This is a genomic window from Streptomyces sp. NBC_00663 (genome assembly GCF_036226885.1).
GTDB lineage: Bacteria > Actinomycetota > Actinomycetes > Streptomycetales > Streptomycetaceae > Streptomyces.
On record NZ_CP109027.1, the window covers coordinates 5,948,681 to 5,967,650 of the forward strand.

Consider the following 18,970-nt stretch of genomic DNA (forward strand, 5'->3'; position numbering starts at 1 on the left):
CGGTCGCCTGGATCAACCGGCACATCGCCTGAAGGGGGTGACGTGACCGGTGGCAGAGCGCTTGATGTTCACCCTGGCCGGCCGCGACGAGCTGTCCCGCGTCATGAACGGCACCGCCGACTCAGCCGACCGGCTGCGGCTGCGGCTGGCCGGCATCACCGCCGACGCGGACGGCAACCTCCGCGACTTGCAGGGCCGGTTCCTGACGCTGACCGATGCCCAGCGTCAGGTCGATGACCGGGCGGCCCAGGTACACAGCCGGTTCACCGCGCTGTCGGATGCGTCCGACAAGCTCGGCGAGGCGATCAAGGGCAGCCTGATCAGCCTGGCGCCGGCGGCGATTCCCGCGGCCGCCGGACTGGCCGCGTCCGCCGCCGCGGTGGCGGCCCAGTTCGGGTCGGTCGCCCTGGCGGCGGCCGCGTACAAGCTGGCGCTGGGCCCGCAGATCACCGCCATCGGTGACGCCATCTCGGCGCAGGACGCCTACGAGGAGGCCGTCCGCACCAGCGGCGCCACCTCCCAGCAGGCCATCGCCGCGCAGGCCAAGTACCAGCAGCAGCTGGACAAGATGCCGCAGGCGACGCGGGAAGCGGCGGTCGCGGTCGGCCTGCTCAAGGACAACTACCAGGAGTGGAGCGACAGTCTCTCCGGTGACGTGATGGCCCCCTTCACCAAGGGGATCGCCGTCGCCAACGCGCTGCTGCCCAAGACGACCGGCCTCGTCCAGGGCGCCTCGGGCCAGTTCGACCGGCTGATCACCCTGGTCGGCGGGGCGATCTCCACACCCGGGTTCGACGCCCTGACCGACAGGGTCACCGACTTCTCCGAACAGACCCTGCGCGAGGGCGTCGACAGCCTGACCGTCTTCCTGTCCAAGCTGCAGTCCGGGGAGTACGACAACAGCGAGCTGTCCAAGTGGATGAGCTGGGCCCAGGAACAAGGGCCGGTGGTGTGGGACACGCTGGAGAACGTCGGCGACGCGCTGCTGCATGTCCTCGAAGCGGGGGCGGACGTCGGCGTCGGCATGCTCGACGTCGTCAACACCCTGTCCGACATCGTGTCCGCGGTGCCGCCCGAGGGGATCGCGCTGCTGCTGCAGCTGGCCATCGCCATCAAGGCCGTGCGCCTGGCCTCGGCCGGGATGGACGCCGCCCGCGCCGCGATGGCCGCTATCGGCGTGCAGATCACCGCCACCGCCACCGCGGCCGCTGGTGCGACCACCGCCACCGGCGGGTTCACCGCAGCGCTCGGCGCTATGTCCAAGGGCGCCAAGCTCGCCCTGGCTGGCACCGGCCTGGGCCTGTTGCTCATCACCCTCGACTCGCTGTCGACGAGCAGCCAGAAACCCAAGCCGGACATCGACAAGCTGTCGACGTCGCTGATCGAGCTGGGCCGCTCGGGCAAGGTGTCCGGCGAGGCGCTGCGCGTGTACGGCTCGGACCTCGGCAGTCTGTCGGACGCGCTGGACACGATCTACAACCCGTCCGGGTTCGAGTCGTTCCTGCAGGGCTGGGCCGAATTCCTGGGCACGGACTCCACCGGCGTGAAGAACGCCAAGGAGGACATCGACGGCATCGACGAGGCGCTCGCTTCCCTGGTGTCGCAGGGCAAGGCGGACGAGGCCGCGGCCGCCCTGGACATGACCATCAAGAAGCTGGGGTTGTCCGGCGATGCCGCCGAGGAATTCAAGAGTCAGCTCGACGGCTACAAGGACTCGCTCGCAGGGCAGGCCCTCGAACAGCAGCTGGCGGCCGAGTCGATGGGGCTGTTCGGCGCTCAGGCCGCCGATGTACAGGCCGAGCTCGAGGCAGCGAAGGCCAGCACGGACGGGATGCGGCAGAGCATCCAGGCGCTCAACGAGGTCAACCGCGCTGGCATCGACGGCATGATCGGCTTCGAGGCCAGCATTGACGCCGCATCCAAGGCCGCGCAGGAGAACGCCGGCGTCCTGGACATGCAGAACGGCCAGCTCACCCTCAACACGGACAAGCAGCGGGCGGCGGCGCAGGCCCTGACCGACCTCGCTTCCAAGACGGACGGGGCGACGGCGGCCGCCCGCGACTCGGGCTCGTCGTGGGAAGAGGTCTCCGGCATCTACGAGCGCGGCCGCCAGCAGCTCATCAAGAACGCCCAGCAGATGGGCCTCAACGAGGAGCAGGCCAGGCAGCTGGCGGACGAGATCCTCAAGGCACCCGACAAGACGGCGTTCCTCAAGGGCGACATCGAGGACCTGAAGAAGAAGCTGGCCGACGCCAAGGAGCGGCTGAAGAACGCACCCTCGTCCAAGACGGCCGCGATCCGCGGGGACATCGCCGACCTGCAGCGGAAGATCGCCCTCGCCAAGGACGCCCTGAACAACCTCGACGGCTACTCGGCGACGACGTGGATCTATACCAACTACTCGACGCCGCACCACATGTCGAACGGTGGCCTGCTGCACCGGGCGTCCGGCGGCCCGATCATCCCGGGGTTCCCGGGCGGCGGGCAGATCATCGGCCCGGGTACGAGCAAGTCCGACTCGGTCCTGCTGTGGGGCAGCAACGGCGAGTTCGTGATGCAGGAAGAGGCCGTGCGCACGTACGGCCTGGGGTTCATGGAGGCCGTGAACCAAGGGAAGTTGCCCGTCGGCCGTGAGGCCAGGCCGGGCAAGGCGGCTGCATCGACCGCGTCGGCGTCCGCGCTGGCGGGCGGGGATCCCCGGGCGGTGACCTACAACGTGTACCCCCGGCAGTCAGTGATCAGCGTCGAGGACCTGCAGCTGCTTCAGCGGCAGGAGGAGGCGCGGCAGCGCGTAGGGAGGCCCCGCTAGATGCCCCTGATCACAGCACCGGTCACCACCCCGGAAGAGCCGACCCCGCCAATCGATGTACCGGAGATCGGCTTTGCGGTCATCACGTACATCGACCCGGCTGGTACCCGGTGGCCAATGACGGACCTGGCCGCCGACTGGTACACCCTGGCCGAGGGCGTCTCCGGACTGGGCGCGGCCTCGTACTCGCTGACAGCGGACGATCACCCGCGGGGCGGTGCGCGGCTGCGGCACGTCCAGCCGCAGCCGCGCACGATCGTGTGGCCGCTCCTGGTCAAGGGCGCCGACCACACCGCATTCACCTCGAACTGGCGGCAGTTGGCGACGGCGTTCACGCGGACGCTGCGCCGCAAGGCGGACGGCTCGTTCAGCCCGGGCACGCTGGAGGTGGCGCGGCCGGACGGCGGCGTACGCACGATCGCCGTCTACTACTCCGACGGCTACGACGGGCGCGGCCAGACCGCGACCGGTATCACGTGGGACTCGGCCGTCCTCACCCTGTGGTGCGAAGACCCGTACTGGGTGGACGCGGAACCGGTGGTGGTGCACCGGGAGACCGGGGCGGACGTCGACTTCCTCATCCCTTTCCCTTCGGTGTCCTCCTCCCAAGTGCTCGGCGCAACCACGGTCGCCAACCCCGGCGACGTCGACGTGTGGCCGGTGTGGACGATCACCGGACCGGCCACGCTCATCACGTTCACCCGGGACGACACCGGCGAATCGTTCGCCCTCGACATGACGGCGACCGCGCACGGGGCGCTGCTGGCGGGCGAGACCGTGACGGTGTCCACCGATCCTCCGCGTGTGCGCTCCGGCACCGGCGAGAACCTCGTCGCAGGGCTCAACTGGCCCGAGGCCGTTCTGTGGTCGCTGCCCCCGGGCCCCACCCCGGTCACCTTCCAACTCGACGGCGCCGCCCCCGGGAGCGCCGTCGACCTCGTCTTTCACCCGAGGTACGAGACCGCATGACCATCCAACTGCTGGTCACCGACCGCAACCTGAACGTCCTCGGCGACCCGCTCACCGGATGGACCAAGCTCAGCTGCGACCTGAACTTCAACGTCCCCGCTTCCGGCACGGTGACGCTGCCGGCGCGGCCGGAGACGATGCAGCTGCTGCAGTCCGGCAACCGGCTGATCGTGGTGAGGGACGGCGCCATCTGGTGCGCGGGCCCGTTCGAGGAACCGCAGAACTACAAGTGGGACCTGAGTGCGGACTCCGGCTACGGCACGGTCACCGCCGCCTACAGCGACGACCTCGCCCGGGTGGCCGGCTACCTCACCTACCCGGCCACCAACCTGGCGTTCGAGGACCAGCTCACCGCCGTCGACCAGGTCTACGGGATCGTCGACTTCAACGCCGAGGTGATCATCCGGCAACTGGTCAACGAGAACTGCGGGCCCGGCGCACTGGCCAACCGGCGCATCGAGCACCTGGTCCTCGACGCCGTCGCCGGCGTCGGCATCAACACCTCGATCCGCACCCGGTTCGAACCGCTGCTGGACGTCTGCCGCACCGTCGCCGCCACCGACGGCCTGGGCTTCAGAACCCGGCAGGTCGGCGACGAGATCCGCTTCGGGGTGTACGCGCCCGTCGACCGCACCGGCACGGCCCGATTCTCCGCAGGCCTCGGCAACCTCCGGTCGGTGGCCTTCACGCTGGGCGCGCCGCTAGCGACGAGCGAACTGGTCCAGGGCGGCAACGACCCGCACCAGGCAGCGACCCCGCCCAACACCCGCACCTACCGTGAGGTCACCTCGTCGGCAGCGGTGGCCGACTGGTACCGGGTCGAGAAGCTGATCGACGAGACCGGCACTGACAGGTGGGACGAGCTCGCCCAGGCCGGCATCGCCGCCCTGATCGAGGACCGCCCGCAGGCCTCCCTGGCAACGGTCACTGTCGACACCGCCGACCTCAAGGCGGGCCGCGACTACGGCTTGGGCGACCGCGTCACCGTCGTGCTGCCCACCGGTCTGCAGGTCGCCGACATCGTGCAGACCATCCGCCTGGAAGCCACCCCCGACAGCGGCGAACTGGTGACCTCTGTCATCGGCAACAGCGACAAGACCACCACCTCGGCCACAGTGCGCCTGATCCGCGCCCTGGCCCGCAGGCTCGGACGACTGGAAGCGAGGTAGGCGCCGTGGCCCAAGACAGCTGGCCGTCACCGGCACACAACGACAGGGCGGTCACGGACGCCGAGTTCGAGTGGATGGCACAGCGCTACTCCGACAGCGGCGTGTACGGAGACCCCCTCTACAACGAGGCCGTGGTATCCGCCGGGACAGGCCTGTCGGTCAACGTCCGCGGATTCGTCCACGCCAGTGTGCGCGGGCACGCCTGGTACTCCGGCAGCTCCACCTCTGCCCTCGAAGTCGCCGGCAACGTCAGCGGCTCGACGCGCATCGACCGGGTCGTGCTGAGGCTGGACCGCTCGACGTGGAACGTGCGCGCCGTGGTCAAGCCGGGCACCCCGGGGGCCGGGGCGCCCGCACTCACCCAGGACGCCGGCGACACCGGTGTGTATGAGATCCCCCTGGCCAGCGTGACGGTGCGCAACCTCGCCGTGTCGGTGACCGTGACCCGTAACGAGCTCTACGTCGGCTCCCGCATCCGGGCCTGCACCTCGACGACCCGCAACCCCAACCCCACACCGGGCGAGATGGCGTTCGAGCGGGACACCGGGCGCGTCCGCCTCTACACCGGCAGCGGCTGGACCAGCGTGTTCGACGACTCGGGCGTCATCGGGATCAACGCCGCCACGAGCGCCTGGACCAACGAGACCGAATGCGTGGTGGAGCGGCGCAACGGCTCCGTCCACCTGCGCCTGGGGAGTTTCACCCGGGCGGCCGGCACCCTCGCTGGCGACATCGATTCCCGCCTGCCAGCGATCATCCCGGCCGACTACCGGCACCCGACCCGGGACCAGTACGTGCCCGTCTACATCAGCGGCGCGCAGCCCGGCCGCATCACCGTCTACTCCAAGGCCAACGAGGACAAGGCCGGCCAGGTCTGGCTGACGAACAAACCCACGATCAGCAACGGCCAGAGCGTCCTCACCGCGGCCTCGATCAGTTGGGTGGTGGACTGACGATGGCACGCTACGAGTTCGGCGCGGGCATGGCGGACTATGTGGTGCAGCCGTCCGACGGACTGTGGGGCATCGCCCCCGGCGCAGTCGTGTCGTTCTATAGCGCGTCGACCGGCGGCACCCAGTACACCGACCTCCTCGACTCCGGCAGCAACCCGATCACTCAGGTGGTGGCCGACGAGCAGGGGTTCATCCCCAGGTTCCAAGGGCCGGATGGCGTGGTGGGCATGTGGGCCTCGGCGGGCGGCACGTCCCGCGCGTGGATCGAGGCCCACAACACCGGCACCACCTCGGCCGCCGCTGGCAGTGTGCGGGACTGGTTGAACGTCAAAGACTTCGGGGCGGTTGGCGACAACGTCACCGACTCCTGGGACGCGATCCAGGACGCGCTCAACACCGCGCCGATGGGCGGCATCGTCTATCTCCCCGCAGGCGCGTACCGGACCAGCCAGCCGCTGACGATCCCGCCCGCGGTCACCCTGATGGGAACGCACAGCAACCTGATGTCTGTGGTCGGCCTGGTCGACCCGCCCTGCTACATCAAGCCCCTCGCCAGCTTCGCGGGCGACGCGGTCATCAAGTTCCTGGACCAGGACCTCGGCGGCTACAGCACCATCAGCGCCGAGCACCGCATCATCAGCGTGATGATCGACGGCGACGATCTCGCGGTCACGGCCGACGGAATTCAGGCGAAGGGAAACATCCAGAACGTCCGCCTGGAGGACGTCACGATCCGGAAGGTGACCGGCAACGGCATCTACACCGGGCTCAACGCCGGGTTCTTCCCCTACTCGTGGCGCTGCCACCGCGTGATGATCGACAACTGCGGTGCGCACGGTGTCTCGGTGCAGGTGATGACGGACATCACCCTCGTCGACTGCCAGGCCATCGGCAACGCGGCCAACGGGTTCGAGATCAACAACGCGGCCAACTCGCAGATGATCGGATGCCGCGCCGAGTGGAACGGCAACAACGGGTACCACATCAGCGGCAACTGGGCCACGGGCACCGGCTCCGGCGGCATGCTGATCGGCGACTGCAGCACGGACCGCAACGGCTTCAACGGCATGCTGATCGACGCGACCGGCAACCCACCGATCCAGATCGACAACCTCCACACCCGGCGAGACGGCCGCAACGGGGGCGCGGGCGGCGGCGGGTACGCAGGCCTCAAGGTCGACGGCGCCACGCTGCCCGTCCTGGTCGGCATGGTCACCTGCTACCCGGGCGTCGACGACAACGGCACCCAGGCCAACAGCCCGCAGTACGGCGCCCGGTTCGAGGACTCGGCGTACGTCTCCGTCGCATCCGGGTTCCTCCACGCGAACTCTGCCGGATGGTCGGACGGCGGCGGCAACGCCGTCCTGCGCCGGGGCTTGAACATCGCCGAGCGCACGGGCAGTACGAACGCCCCCGTCAATCAGTTCGCCGCACCGTCCGGCTCGGGCGGCTACTTCGCCGCAGCGTCCGGCCAGTCCGACGGCGTATGGAACCTGTGGGCCGGTGCCGCCAACGCCCTGAATATCGGCACCCCGGGCGGCGGCATCGCCATCAAGGAGGGCGCCAACTCACGCATGGGGCTGGCCACCCTCGCAGCCGGAACGGTCACCGTGACCAACACCTCGGTCACCGCCAACACCCGCATCGTGGTGATCCGCCAGACCCTGGCCGGTACTCCCGGACATTTCTCCGTCACGAAGAGCCCCGGGGTCAGTTTCACGATCAACTCCAGCACCACGGAGACATCCACCGTCCTGTGGATTCTGTTCGAACCAGCGGCTTAGCCCGCGCTCCCCTGTCCACCCCGTGCCGAACGGCCCGGGGTTCTTTCATGCCCTGGAGGCCTCATGGACGCCACCAACGGACGGCACCCCGCCACTGTGCAGGCCTGCCGCGGCTTCTCCTACAAGCACCTGCCCGCCGAACTGCAGCCGGTGAGTCAGCCGTTCCACGACCTGGTCGTCACGCTCCTGCAGAAGCTGCCCGACGACCCCGAACTGACCGCCTGCCTGCGCAAGCTGCGCGAGGCCAAGGACTGCGCCGTTCTCCTGGCGGCCACCGAGGGGGTGCGCACCGATGGCTGACCCGATGAGCGGCGACGCGTTCCTGGACGCCCTCAAGGATGAGGGCCTGGTCGTGGTCGAGGTCGGCGACTGGCGCGACCACAACCGCAACCACAAGGGCCCCTGGGGGCCCGTGCACGGGGTGATGATCCACCACACCGTGACGTCCGGGTCGGCCCGTACGGTGGCCATCTGCCGCGACGGACGATCGGACCTGCCCGGGCCGCTGTGCCACGGCGTCATCACGAAGGACGGCCGCGTCCACCTCGTCGGCCACGGCCGCGCCAACCACGCCGGCCTGGGGGACCCCGACGTCCTGCGCGCGGTCATCGCCGAAACGTCCCTGCCCGTTGACAACGAGGCCACCACCGACGGCAACCGCCACTTCTACGGGTTCGAGTGCGAGAACCTCGGCGACGGCCAGGACCCGTGGCCCGAGGCTCAGCTGCTCGCCATCGAGAAGGTCGGGGCAGCGATCTGCCGTCACCACGGCTGGACGCCCGCCTCCGTGATCCGGCACCTCGACTGGCAGCCCGGCAAGGTCGACCCGCGCGGGATCGACTGGAAGGCCATGCACACCCGGATCGCCAAGCGGCTGGGTACGACCGCGCCGACGACGTCGACGCCGGCACCGTCGACCCCGAGCGTCAGCCTGGCGCGGCTGCGGAAGGCGGCGAAGAGCGACCCGGCCCGGTCGGACCAGAAGGTCTCGTACACGGGAGTGAAGACCGTCGAGGCCGCGCTCGTCGACCTCGGCTACCTCGCCAAGACATACGCGGACGGCCACTACGGCACGACCACGGTGGCCGCGTACGCGAGATGGCAGAAGTCGAAGGCTGGCGGCGGCTACCGCGACGATGATGCAGACGGCATCCCCGGCTCCGATTCCCTGCGCAGGCTCGGCCTGAGGGCCGGATTCAAGGTGGTGGACTGATGCCGAAGAACCTGTTCGTCTCCCTGCTGCGGACGGGCGTCCCGATCGTGGCGGGCCTGCTGCTGAGCTGGGCCGCGCGCATCGGCCTGCAGCTCGACGACACGACCGTCATCACGTACGTCACGGCCGCCATGACCTTCGGGTACTACGCCGCGTTCCGCGGCCTGGAGCTCCTCGCCGAGCGGCTCGCCTGGCGGCCCCTGCAGCTGGCCGCCGGGATCCTGCTGGGCTGGGCGCGGCCGCCGGCGTACGAGCGACCGCCGGTTCTTCCGCTGAAGTTCAAGCTCGACCTGGCCGCGATGAACCAGGACATCGCCGCGCTCAAGCGTGTGGTCCTCGGCGACGAGGACCGCAGATGACGCCGCCCGAGTCCCGCGATGTCGCACTCGAACTGTCCGAACTCAGGCGCACGATGGAGGTCGGGTTCGCCCAGCAGGCCGGGCAACTCGCTCTCCTGGTTCAACGCGGGGACCAGACCGATAAGAAGCTCGACGAGCACGAGACCCGCATCGACGCACTGGAGCGCGCGCGGTGGCCTCTTCCATCCGTGGCCGCTGTGACAGCACTGGCCGCGTTGGGACTGACCCTGTACGAAATCGCCGGACGCTGAACGACCAAGCCCCCTGCACCGCCCGTACGTGGGCGGTGCAGGGGGCTCTTTGCCGTACGCAGGATCAGCGACGGTCAGCCCCTCGCTGCTCCCTCGGGCCAAACGACGGATACAGCGAGCCCGGATTCACGGGCCTCGAGCACGGTGTCGGCGGTACCGCCACCCTTACCGCTGGGCGGCGTGCCATCCCACACAGCGACCAGCCGATCAGCCTGCCCGAGCAGCGTGCTGTTGGCGTCTGTGTACGCCGCGCGGTTCGCCGTTTCGTGATCGAGCACGATGACTTCGGTTGCCGCGTTCATGAGCCGGTCGAAGGTCTCCTCATGATCCGGCTTGACCATCTTCTGCCGGTAGTCCTTCGAGGGGAGCACCACTACCAGGCGCCCGCCCAACTCGAGGACTACCTCCGCAAACAGGGAGTCGGAGCCCTTGGCGATGCATGAGATCCCTGTCAGGCCATCGGCAAGGAACGGCTTGAGCGTCTCCCTCAGGGCGTCACGCACGAGGGGCACAGTGGCATTGGCCAGGTCCATGTGCCCAGTCACGGCAACGGCGGTCACGGCACTCCTTCAGCTCGACAGCAGCTCGCGGATTCTTGCCCGCGCCTCACTGACCGTACGGGATGCCGACCGTCCCACTGTGTACGGGTACAGCTGGCCGAGCTGCGTACGGACACGGCTGGACTGGGTGAGAGCCGCGGCGTCGACCGCTTTATGCGTCTGGTCAACCGCCCCTGTGAGATCTCCCATCAGGAAGTGGCACTCTGCCAAGCCGATCAAGTCGAGGGCGTGGCTGCGGCTGGCCTCGGAACCGCGGGTGACCAGTGCTTCCTGGATGCTGGCCGCAGCAGCCTCCGCATGTTTCTGTGGGTCGCCCCGGGCCATGTCGAGCAAGCGCCCACCGGTGACACCCGACAGCTCGGCGTCGTCGAAGTAGGTGATCCAGTACGGCTCTTCGTCTGTCCGTGCTTCAGCGAGGGATTCTCTGGCTTCCCCGGTCGCACGCGTGAAGGCCGCTGTGCGGCCCATGGCCGCGTACGCCCAGGCTTCGCGGGTGTGGAGCATGGCAGCCAGGCGAGGGCTGGCCGCCTTCAGTGCACCTTTCTGCGCAAGGTGCACGAGTTCCAGCGCGTCCTGAGGACGGTCTCGGTAGAGCATCTGCCGCGCCATGCCCGCCAGGACGTTGGCTCCGAACGCTGGGTCGCCGCCAGCGTGAGCCGCACGCAGCGCCAACAGGTAATAGTTCTGGGCCTGTTTGTGGAGGCCTGAGTCCCAGGCGATCGTTGCGGCCGTACCACCCAGGTAAGCCATGACGCGGAAGAGGCCTTGCTCGATGGCGGGTGCCTGGTGCTCTTCGAGGTGGCCGGCCACCTCGTTGAGCTGTCCCACGACGGCCTTTCGACGCAGCCCTCCGCCGAATCGGTGGTCCCAGGCTCGGAAGGCGCGCGCCGTCCCTTCGAGTTCACGGACCTCTCGCTGACCGATGCGGCCCCGATGACGCACGGGTTCCACGTCCGGCAGGGGCTGGAGCCAGCCTTCGAGGGAGTCGAGTAGGGCAGCGCCGGACACGGCGGCCCCGGCGAGGGCGCGCGTCGCCGTACGGCGGTCCATCACGAGGTCGCTCCTGGTCAGGTCCGCGGCCAGGTGCACGGTCGTTGAGGGGCGCCATGGGGCGTCGTCGGAAGACCGTGGGGGCGGCGGCGCGGGTGGGTCGGGTGCGGTGGGCTGTCTCTCCCAGGGTCGGTCGGCGAGGCCCACCATCTGGCCGGGGATGCGGAACCCATCGGCAATGCGGCAGATCACTTCGAAGCTGGTGACCTGCTGCTGCCCGCTGATGATCGTGGAGACCTTGCCGGGGGTGAGGTGGCAGGCCGACGCAATGCGGTTCTGCGACATGCCGCCCCACTTCTTGATGAGCGAGAAGGCCGCAGCGAAGTCGTGTTCTGCCAGTGCCCGTTTCACGTCCTCGCGTTCAAGGACCTCCGGGGCGAGCGGGCCGGGGGTGGTGGCGTCCATAGGGCCAACTTCCGGGGTGATCGTATGCGCTGCGTCGCGCCGTACCGAACCAAGAACGAGTGTATTACCGCCTCGGTAACCCCTGCTGGTCATCGTGTAGTTGCGCGCATCCGACGAGTCTTGATGCATGAACATCACAGACCCCGGCGACCGTGCGACCGGTCCCGGGGTTGGCCGACTACACAGGAAGCCGACGCGATGAAGCGTACGCACACCGAGGTCTCCGCCGGAACCCGCCTACTTCCCGACGGCGCAGGCCTCGTGCCGAGCCCCACGGTGGTTGTGGCCACCTCCGACCGGCAGCAGGCGACCGAGCAGTGGCTGCTGTCCACGCACCCGACGCCCGACGTGCCCCGTCAGGAGTGGACCGACCATGGCGTGGCGCTGCTGCCTCTGGGCACGCTCTTCTCGGCCGTACGGATTCCCGCCCACCTGGTGCTCGCCCTGACCGGCGGTGAGGAGATGCCCTCGCCGCGTCTCGACGTCTTCCTCGACGAGGCCCTCGGCGGAGGCCCGGTCATCTGTGACCCACAGGGCCGCCGCTTCTACGCGCTCGTGCCCGCCAGCATGCCGGCGAAATGGCATCGGGCCCTACAGGTCCTGAGCGCCATGGGCGTCGATCTCCTGGGACGCAACTCGTACCTCGGCGTGCCCAAGGTGGATGCGGTCGAGCTCAACCCCGTGGCCTGGAAGTCCTACTGGTCGGTGCCCATGCCCTCGATGGCCATGCTGTGCGAGCCGTACGCAGTCGTCCAACTGATCGCCGCTGGACAGGACCGTATTGAGGGCGACCCGCAGGCCTGAGTGGCTGCGCCGCGCCGGGCCGCAACCAGAACTCCCGTCCCGTCGAAGGTTGCAAAGTCCTTCGACGGGACGGGTTCCAAGACGTCGCCTTCCCCGACGGGACGGTGGCGAGCACGATGAAGTCACGACACAGGGAGAACACCTTGAGGGCAGATCTGATCTACCGAGTGGCCGTGGGCGGGGAAGGCGGCGGGGACGGCGGCGACGGGCTGCCGGGTGAGCCGTGGCCCGGCCCGACCGATCCTCCCTCCCCCGACGGTGGGCCGAAGGTCTTCGGCTGACATGACGTTCACCGGACTACAGGAGGGGCGGTCCGACCTGGGCCGCCACCTCCTCGAGCGCAAGGCCATGACCTCCGACTGGATCCCCGTGTTCGCGGCTGTGCCGCGCGCCGAGTTCCTGCCCGACGTGATGTGGCCGTACGACATGGACACCGGCACACACGTCACCGTGGACCGGCGCCGAGACCCGGACCTGTGGGCCAAGTACGCCGACGCCGACGTACCGATCGTGACCCAATGGGACGACGGCAAGAGCGATGGGCCTGGAGAGGTGCCGACGTCCTCGGCGTCCATGCCGTCGGTCGTGTTCCGCATGCTCCGGGACCTGGATGTGCAGAGCGGCGACCGCGTCCTGGAGGTCGGCACCGGCACCGGATGGAACGCGGCGCTGCTCGCCGAACGGCTCGGCCACGGCAACGTGACCAGCATGGAGATCGATCCCGTCGTAGCCGCGGCCGCGCGCGAACGGCTCATGCGATCCGGCCGGCCCGTCCTCGTGCTGGCCCGGGACGGGGCGGAAGGCGACGCGTCGGGAGCACCGTACGACCGGCTGATCGTCACTGCCGGGATCCGCAGCGTGCCGCCGGCCTGGCTCGCGCAGACCCGGCCCGGCGGCCGCATCGTGGCCCCGTGGGGCACCCACTACGGCAACGAGGACGCCATCGTGCGCCTGGACGTCGACGAGGACGGCGCGAGCGCTTCGGGCCGGTTCACCGGGCCGGTGGAGTTCATGAAGTTGCGCTCGCAGCGGCTGCCGTTCGTCGGACACACGGTCTACGTGCCGGACGGAGTGAGCGGGGCCGACCGTTCCACGACGGGCGTCACCGAGGAGCAGCTGCTCGGCGACGGGCGGTTCGCCGCCGCCTCCTTCGCTGTCGGCCTGCGCGTGCGGGACTGCCACCACCAGGCCGCCGCCGCGCGTGACGGTGCGCGGCCGGTGTGGTTCTACGGCCTGGCCGACAAGTCGTGGGCGTGTGTCATGTTCCGCGACGGCCAGGACGAGGCCTCGGTCTGGCAGTCCGGACCCCGCAGGCTGTGGGACGAGGTGGCCGCCGCCCTGGCCTGGTGGCGGGCAGCTGGTGAACCGGGTATCGAGCGGTTCGGCCTGACCGTGACCGCTGACAGTCAGCACGCATGGCTCGACCGTCCCTCGGAGGCCTGGCAGGTCTGAGAGGCAGAGCCCCAAGATCCCCGTTGCCGGCCTGCGGCCAGTGCGCCGTCAGCGGGACAAGCGCGGCCGCTCCCGGGGAGTTCCCCCTTCGGGGGCGGCCGCTCGCATTTTGTGGCTCAAACCGACTATGGGGACGGCGATGCCCGTGGCGGCGCGGGAGCTGGACGGGCTGTCGCTGTACGCCTTCGCGTTCTCGGGGTACTTCACGACCTCCCTCTTCGGGATGGTGCTGTCCGGGCAGTGGTCCGACCGGCGTGGTCCGCTCGGCCCGCTGACCACCGGCATCGCCTCCTTCGCGGCCGGGCTGATGCTCTCCGGGACCGCGGGGGCGATGTGGCTGTTCATCCTCGGGCGGGCGGTGCAGGGGTTCGGCGGCGGGCTGGTCATCGTCGCGCTGTACGTCGTCGTGGGACGGGCCTACCCGGAGCGGCTGCGGCCCGCGATCATGGCCGCCTTCGCCGCGGGCTGGGTCGTACCGTCGATCGTCGGGCCGCTCGCCGCGGGCGCGGTGACCGAGCATCTGGGATGGCGGTGGGTGTTCGTCGGGATCCCGGTGCTGGTCGTCTTCCCGCTGGCGCTCGCGCTGCCGCAGATACGACGGCGGGCCGGGGGACCGGTCGACGACTCCGCCCGTACCGTCTCCGTCGACCGGCGCCGTATCCGTCTCGCCCTCGGCATCTCGCTGGGCGCGGGCCTTCTTCAGTACGCCGCCCAGGATCTGCGGTGGCTCTCACTGGTCCCGGCCGTCGCGGGCGCCGCGCTGCTCGTGCCGGCCGTGCTCGGGCTGCTGCCCCGCGGCACCTACCGTGCCGCCCGCGGGCTGCCCTCCGTCGTGCTGCTGCGCGGTGTCGCGGCGGGCTCCTTCATCGCAGCGGAGTCCTTCGTGCCGCTGATGCTGGTCACCCAGCGGGGACTGTCGCCGACGCTCGCCGGGTTCTCGCTCGCGGCGGGCGGGGTGACGTGGGCGCTGGGGTCGTGGGTGCAGTCGCGGGCGCGGGTGGAGCGGTACCGGGAGCGGCTGATGACGGCCGGGATGGTGCTGGTGGCCGCGGCGATCGCCGCCGCGCCGAGCGTGCTGATCGACTCGGTGCCGGCCTGGACGGTCGCCGTCGCGTGGGCGTTCGGGTGCTTCGGCATGGGCCTGGTGATCTCCTCGACCAGCGTGCTCCTGCTGCACCTCTCCGCCCCCGAGGAGGCCGGCACCAACTCCGCGTCCCTCCAGATCTCCGACGCCCTGGCCAATGTCGTCCTGCTGGCGGCGGGCGGCGCCGCGTTCGCTGCGCTGGGCGGCGGCACGGTGAGCCACGCGGCGACGCAGGCGTCCGGCACCGGCTCCCATCCGGCCGCGTTCGCGGCGGTGTTCCTGCCGATGGCGGGGGTGGCGTTGGTGGGGGCGTGGGTGACGAGGCGGTTGCGGGAGCGGTGAAAGGTAATCCGGTCGAGGCGGGCTGATCAGGGGCGCTAGTTTTCCGGCATGGACGAGCTGACCCTTCACCTCCCGGCCGGCCTGCGGCAGGAGCTCGACGACCTCGCCGACGCCACCGGCCGCCGCCCGGAGGACATCGCGCTGGACGCCGTACTGCATCGGGTGGCCGAGGAGGCGTCACCGGTGCGGATGCGGGCCGGGGTGCTGGCCCTCGCCCACGCCGACCTGCTGCGAAGGCTCGGCGAATGACCAGGCACCTCACCGTCGCGGAAGTCGAGCAGATCGCCCGGATCGCCTTCGGCGGCCGGGCTCCGGAGGCCCGGGACCCCGGGCTGTTCGCCTCCGCCGTGCGTCGGCCGCGTGCCCGTATGTTCGGCACGCAGGCCTACGACGACCTGTACGAGCAGGCCGCCGCCCTCCTGCACGCCCTCGCCGCGAACCACCCGCTCGTCGACGGCAACAAGCGGACGGCCTGGCTCGCCGCCGCGGTCTTCCTCGGCGTCAACGGGGTCGATCTGACGGCCTGCGACCAGGACACCGTGTATGACCTGGTCATCGATGTGGCCTCCGGGGCGGAGAGCGACATCCCGGTGATCGCGGGACGGCTGCGGCAGCTGTGACCTCGGTCCCACCCACGGGCGACCCGGCCCCGTCCGGACGTTGACGGTGTCGGGGCGCCGGTAAGGTGACCCGGTCGTCATACGCACCGGACCCCCTACGGAGACCGTGACTACCACCGCCGCCTCCACCACGTCCCACCATCTGTCTCCCGCCTTCCCCGGCCGCGCCCCCTGGGGCACCGCCAGCAAGCTGCGTGCCTGGCAGCAGGGGGCGATGGAGAAGTACGTCCAGGAGCAGCCGCGCGACTTTCTCGCCGTCGCCACCCCCGGCGCCGGCAAGACCACCTTCGCGCTGACGCTCGCCTCCTGGCTGCTGCACCACCATGTCGTGCAGCAGGTGACCGTGGTCGCGCCGACCGAGCATCTGAAGAAGCAGTGGGCGGAAGCGGCCGCGCGGATAGGGATCAAGCTCGATCCCGAGTACAGCGCGGGCCCGCTCGGCAAGGACTACCACGGCGTCGCCGTGACGTACGCCGGTGTCGGTGTACGGCCGATGCTGCACCGCAACCGCGTCGAGCAGCGCAAGACCCTCGTGATCCTGGACGAGATCCATCACGCGGGTGACTCCAAGTCCTGGGGCGAGGCCTGCCTCGAGGCGTTCGAGCCCGCCACGCGCCGCCTCGCCCTCACCGGCACGCCCTTCCGCTCCGACACCAACCCGATCCCCTTCGTGACCTACGAGGAGGACAACGCGGGCATCCGGCGGTCGGCCGCCGACTACACCTACGGGTACGGCAACGCGCTCGCCGACCATGTCGTCCGCCCGGTGATCTTCCTGTCCTACAGCGGCAACATGCGCTGGCGCACCAAGGCGGGGGACGAGATCGCGGCCCGTCTGGGCGAGCCCATGACCAAGGACGCGATCAGCCAGGCCTGGCGTACGGCGCTCGATCCGCGCGGTGAGTGGATGCCGAGCGTGCTGCGCGCCGCCGACCAGCGGCTCACCGAGGTCAGGAAGGCCATCCCGGACGCGGGCGCGCTCGTCATCGCCTCCGACCAGGACTCCGCCCGCGCCTACGCCAAGCTGATCCGCGAGATCACGGGGAACAAGGCGACCCTCGTACTCTCCGACGAAGCCGCCGCGTCCAAGCGCATCGACGACTTCAGCGAGAGCAACGACCGCTGGATGGTCGCCGTACGCATGGTGTCGGAAGGCGTCGACGTCCCGCGGCTCGCCGTCGGCGTGTACGCCACCACCATCTCCACGCCCCTCTTCTTCGCCCAGGCCGTGGGCCGCTTCGTGCGTTCGCGGCGCCGCGGCGAGACCGCCTCCGTCTTCCTCCCGACCGTGCCCGACCTCCTCACCTTCGCCAACGAGATGGAGGTGGAACGGGACCACGCCCTCGACAAGCCGAAGAAGGAGGGCGAGGAGGACCCGTACGCCGAGTCCGAGAAGGAGATGGAGGAGGCGAACAAGGAGCAGGACGAGGACACCGGCGAGCAGGAGCAGTTCTCCTTCGAGGCGCTGGAGTCCGAGGCCGTCTTCGACCGGGTGCTGTACGACGGCGCCGAGTTCGGTATGCAGGCCCATCCGGGCAGCGAGGAGGAGCAGGACTACCTCGGGATCCCCGGGCTCCTCGAACCCGACCAGGTGCAGCTGCTGCTCCAGAAGCGGCAGGCCCGGCAGATCGCGCACAGCCGCAAGAAGCCGGACAGCGAGGCGGACCTCCTCGAACTGCCCGCCGAGCGGCGGCCCGTCGTCTCGCACAAGGAGATGATGGAGCTGCGCAAGCAGCTCAACACCATGGTCAGCGCGTACGTCCACCAGAGCGGCAAGCCGCACGGGGTCATCCACACCGAGCTGCGCCGGCTGTGCGGCGGCCCGCCGAGCGCGGAGGCCACCGCCGGGCAGCTGCGGCAGCGCATCGCCAAGGTGCAGGAGTGGGCCACCCGGATGCGCTGAGGCCGGGGGCGCGGGGCGTGTCAGTTGCTGTGCTCGCAGGATGTTGTGCGCCGTACGTATCAGGACAAACGGAGTAGTCCGTACCGGCCACTGCCCGGATTCTGGACGGAGCCTTCCGCTCAGCGAACCGGCTTCGCTAATGTCCCGCTACGCACACGCCCCGTGGCAGCGCCGCCGCGGAGCGCAGCCGTGAAGCGACGCGGCCCGGTACGCATGCCGGGCCGCCGGCCGATCGGCGGCCTCTGACGCGCGTCACCGACGGGACTCGATGACGCATCTTCGCGGCAGGGTCGCCGACCTCACCACTTGGAGGAGTGGGCGTCGTGACCGCGGAGACCTCTCAGACGCTCGACCGAGGACTACGGGTCCTCAAGCTGCTGGCCGATACGGACCACGGGCTGACCGTCACCGAGCTATCCAACAAACTGGGTGTAAACCGGACCGTCGTGTACCGGTTGCTCGCCACCCTCGAACAGCATGCTCTCGTACGGCGTGACCTGGGCGGACGTGCCCGGGTCGGCCTCGGGGTGCTGCGCCTCGGCCGCCAGGTGCATCCGCTGGTGCGCGAGGCCGCGTTGCCGGCCCTGCGTTCCCTCGCCGAGGACATAGGGGCCACGGCCCATCTCACGCTGGTGGACGGAGCGGAGGCGCTCGCCGTCGCCGTGGTCGAACCGACGTGGACCGACTATCACGTGGCCTATCGCGCCGGGTTCCGGCATCCCCTGGACCGGGGTGCCGCGGGCCGGGCGATCCTGTCCGCACGCACCCAGCCACCCGCTGAGCCCGGGTACACCCTCACCCACGGCGAACTGGAGGCGGGGGCCAGCGGCGCCGCCGCGCCCCTGCTCGGGGTCACGGGCGTGGAAGGCAGCGTGGGTGTGGTGATGCTGGCGGACGCGGTCCCCGAGCGGGTCGGGCCACGCGTGATGGACGCGGCACGGGAGGTGGCGGAGGCGTTGCGCTGAGCGGCCGGCCGGGGTGACCGGGGCGCGTATGAGGCGGCCGGGGCGATCGGGCCGCGTCCGCGATGAGCGGGATGGCCCTCGGCCACCCCGCTCACGGGATGGCGGTCGGTCAGCCTGTTCACGGGATGGCGGTCGGTCAGCCTGTTCAGGGGATGGCGGTCGGTCAGCCTGTTCAGGGGATGGCGGTCGGTCAGCCTGTTCAGGGGATGGCGGTCGGTCAGCCTGTTCAGGGGATGGCGGTCGGTCAGCCTGTTCAGGGGATGGCGGTCGGTCAGCCT

General features: G+C 70.0%; 19 protein-coding genes. 17 read left to right on the top strand and 2 right to left on the bottom strand.

Going from position 1 to position 18,970, the window contains the following annotated elements; genetic code table 11:
* Nucleotides 1-49: 49 nt before the first annotated feature.
* The 9 genes from OG866_RS27160 to OG866_RS27200 all read left to right on the top strand — a co-directional run bounded on the left by OG866_RS27160 (nucleotide 50) and on the right by OG866_RS27200 (nucleotide 9,507).
* The gene (locus tag OG866_RS27160; protein WP_329338600.1) at nucleotides 50-2,809 is read left to right on the top strand and encodes a hypothetical protein; all 2,760 of its coding nucleotides are present in this window, start codon (nucleotides 50-52) and stop codon (nucleotides 2,807-2,809) included.
* Nucleotides 2,810-3,778 carry a phage tail protein gene (locus OG866_RS27165; RefSeq protein ID WP_329338602.1) on the top strand — a complete coding sequence of 323 codons (969 nt, stop codon included), beginning with the start codon at nucleotides 2,810-2,812 and terminating at the stop codon, nucleotides 3,776-3,778.
* Nucleotides 3,775-4,947, top strand: a complete 1,173-nt coding sequence (locus tag OG866_RS27170) for a siphovirus ReqiPepy6 Gp37-like family protein (RefSeq protein ID WP_329338603.1) — start codon at nucleotides 3,775-3,777, stop codon at nucleotides 4,945-4,947. The genes OG866_RS27165 and OG866_RS27170 overlap by 4 nt, the downstream gene beginning before the upstream one ends.
* Nucleotides 4,948-4,952: 5 nt before the next feature.
* Nucleotides 4,953-5,900, top strand: coding sequence for a hypothetical protein (locus tag OG866_RS27175; RefSeq protein ID WP_329338605.1), 948 nt, complete (start codon nucleotides 4,953-4,955; stop codon nucleotides 5,898-5,900).
* 2 nt (nucleotides 5,901-5,902) lie between these two features.
* Nucleotides 5,903-7,684, top strand: coding sequence for a right-handed parallel beta-helix repeat-containing protein (locus OG866_RS27180; protein ID WP_329338606.1), 1,782 nt, complete (start codon nucleotides 5,903-5,905; stop codon nucleotides 7,682-7,684).
* 63 nt (nucleotides 7,685-7,747) lie between these two features.
* Entirely contained in the window at nucleotides 7,748-7,984 is a 237-nt protein-coding gene (locus OG866_RS27185; protein ID WP_329338608.1) for a hypothetical protein, read from the top strand.
* Entirely contained in the window at nucleotides 7,977-8,897 is a 921-nt protein-coding gene (locus tag OG866_RS27190; RefSeq protein ID WP_329338610.1) for a peptidoglycan recognition protein family protein, read from the top strand. The genes OG866_RS27185 and OG866_RS27190 overlap by 8 nt, the downstream gene beginning before the upstream one ends.
* Nucleotides 8,897-9,256: a hypothetical protein gene (locus OG866_RS27195; RefSeq protein WP_329338612.1), complete on the top strand. Its 360-nt coding sequence runs from the start codon at nucleotides 8,897-8,899 to the stop codon at nucleotides 9,254-9,256. The genes OG866_RS27190 and OG866_RS27195 overlap by 1 nt, the downstream gene beginning before the upstream one ends.
* Complete coding sequence (locus tag OG866_RS27200) at nucleotides 9,253-9,507, top strand: hypothetical protein (RefSeq protein ID WP_329338613.1); 255 nt, start codon at nucleotides 9,253-9,255, stop codon at nucleotides 9,505-9,507. The genes OG866_RS27195 and OG866_RS27200 overlap by 4 nt, the downstream gene beginning before the upstream one ends.
* Before the next feature lie 74 nt (nucleotides 9,508-9,581).
* On the opposite strand, the gene OG866_RS27205 is transcribed toward OG866_RS27200, so the two are convergent.
* Nucleotides 9,582-10,067, bottom strand: coding sequence for a hypothetical protein (locus OG866_RS27205; protein ID WP_329338615.1), 486 nt, complete (start codon nucleotides 10,065-10,067; stop codon nucleotides 9,582-9,584).
* A gap of 9 nt (nucleotides 10,068-10,076) precedes the next feature.
* On the bottom strand, nucleotides 10,077-11,522 hold the full coding sequence (locus OG866_RS27210) for a hypothetical protein (protein ID WP_329338617.1): 1,446 nt from the start codon (nucleotides 11,520-11,522) through the stop codon (nucleotides 10,077-10,079).
* A 198-nt stretch (nucleotides 11,523-11,720) separates the two neighbouring features.
* Here OG866_RS27210 and OG866_RS27215 point away from each other — a divergent pair, with 198 nt between their 5' ends.
* From OG866_RS27215 to OG866_RS27250, 8 genes are all read left to right on the top strand, one after another.
* Complete coding sequence (locus OG866_RS27215) at nucleotides 11,721-12,326, top strand: hypothetical protein (protein WP_329338619.1); 606 nt, start codon at nucleotides 11,721-11,723, stop codon at nucleotides 12,324-12,326.
* Between the two features lie 143 nt (nucleotides 12,327-12,469).
* Nucleotides 12,470-12,607, top strand: a complete 138-nt coding sequence (locus OG866_RS27220; protein WP_329338621.1) for a hypothetical protein — start codon at nucleotides 12,470-12,472, stop codon at nucleotides 12,605-12,607.
* A 1-nt stretch (nucleotide 12,608) separates the two neighbouring features.
* On the top strand, nucleotides 12,609-13,778 hold the full coding sequence (locus tag OG866_RS27225; protein ID WP_329338623.1) for a methyltransferase domain-containing protein: 1,170 nt from the start codon (nucleotides 12,609-12,611) through the stop codon (nucleotides 13,776-13,778).
* Nucleotides 13,779-13,884: 106 nt separating this feature from the next.
* Nucleotides 13,885-15,204, top strand: a complete 1,320-nt coding sequence (locus OG866_RS27230; RefSeq protein WP_443063661.1) for an MFS transporter — start codon at nucleotides 13,885-13,887, stop codon at nucleotides 15,202-15,204.
* Between the two features lie 48 nt (nucleotides 15,205-15,252).
* On the top strand, nucleotides 15,253-15,453 hold the full coding sequence (locus OG866_RS27235) for a hypothetical protein (protein ID WP_329338625.1): 201 nt from the start codon (nucleotides 15,253-15,255) through the stop codon (nucleotides 15,451-15,453).
* Entirely contained in the window at nucleotides 15,450-15,824 is a 375-nt protein-coding gene (locus tag OG866_RS27240; RefSeq protein WP_329338626.1) for a type II toxin-antitoxin system death-on-curing family toxin, read from the top strand. The genes OG866_RS27235 and OG866_RS27240 overlap by 4 nt, the downstream gene beginning before the upstream one ends.
* A gap of 106 nt (nucleotides 15,825-15,930) precedes the next feature.
* Nucleotides 15,931-17,727 (top strand): DEAD/DEAH box helicase, encoded by a 1,797-nt coding sequence (locus OG866_RS27245; protein WP_329338627.1) that lies wholly within the window; start codon nucleotides 15,931-15,933, stop codon nucleotides 17,725-17,727.
* A gap of 323 nt (nucleotides 17,728-18,050) precedes the next feature.
* The gene (locus OG866_RS27250) at nucleotides 18,051-18,692 is read left to right on the top strand and encodes an IclR family transcriptional regulator (RefSeq protein ID WP_329338629.1); all 642 of its coding nucleotides are present in this window, start codon (nucleotides 18,051-18,053) and stop codon (nucleotides 18,690-18,692) included.
* Nucleotides 18,693-18,970 lie beyond the last annotated feature (278 nt).

What these genes read in the sequence shown, in the direction of transcription:
- OG866_RS27235 (WP_329338625.1), top strand. Translation starts at nt 15,253, where the DNA reads ATGGACGAGCTGACCCTTCACCTCCCGGCCGGCCTGCGGCAGGAGCTC.
- OG866_RS27240 (WP_329338626.1), top strand. Translation starts at nt 15,450, where the DNA reads ATGACCAGGCACCTCACCGTCGCGGAAGTCGAGCAGATCGCCCGGATC.
- OG866_RS27210 (WP_329338617.1), bottom strand. Translation starts at nt 11,522, where the DNA reads ATGGACGCCACCACCCCCGGCCCGCTCGCCCCGGAGGTCCTTGAACGC.
- OG866_RS27170 (WP_329338603.1), top strand. Translation starts at nt 3,775, where the DNA reads ATGACCATCCAACTGCTGGTCACCGACCGCAACCTGAACGTCCTCGGC.
- OG866_RS27165 (WP_329338602.1), top strand. Translation starts at nt 2,810, where the DNA reads ATGCCCCTGATCACAGCACCGGTCACCACCCCGGAAGAGCCGACCCCG.
- OG866_RS27225 (WP_329338623.1), top strand. Translation starts at nt 12,609, where the DNA reads ATGACGTTCACCGGACTACAGGAGGGGCGGTCCGACCTGGGCCGCCAC.
- OG866_RS27185 (WP_329338608.1), top strand. Translation starts at nt 7,748, where the DNA reads ATGGACGCCACCAACGGACGGCACCCCGCCACTGTGCAGGCCTGCCGC.
- OG866_RS27195 (WP_329338612.1), top strand. Translation starts at nt 8,897, where the DNA reads ATGCCGAAGAACCTGTTCGTCTCCCTGCTGCGGACGGGCGTCCCGATC.
- OG866_RS27190 (WP_329338610.1), top strand. Translation starts at nt 7,977, where the DNA reads ATGGCTGACCCGATGAGCGGCGACGCGTTCCTGGACGCCCTCAAGGAT.
- OG866_RS27200 (WP_329338613.1), top strand. Translation starts at nt 9,253, where the DNA reads ATGACGCCGCCCGAGTCCCGCGATGTCGCACTCGAACTGTCCGAACTC.
- OG866_RS27215 (WP_329338619.1), top strand. Translation starts at nt 11,721, where the DNA reads ATGAAGCGTACGCACACCGAGGTCTCCGCCGGAACCCGCCTACTTCCC.
- OG866_RS27180 (WP_329338606.1), top strand. Translation starts at nt 5,903, where the DNA reads ATGGCACGCTACGAGTTCGGCGCGGGCATGGCGGACTATGTGGTGCAG.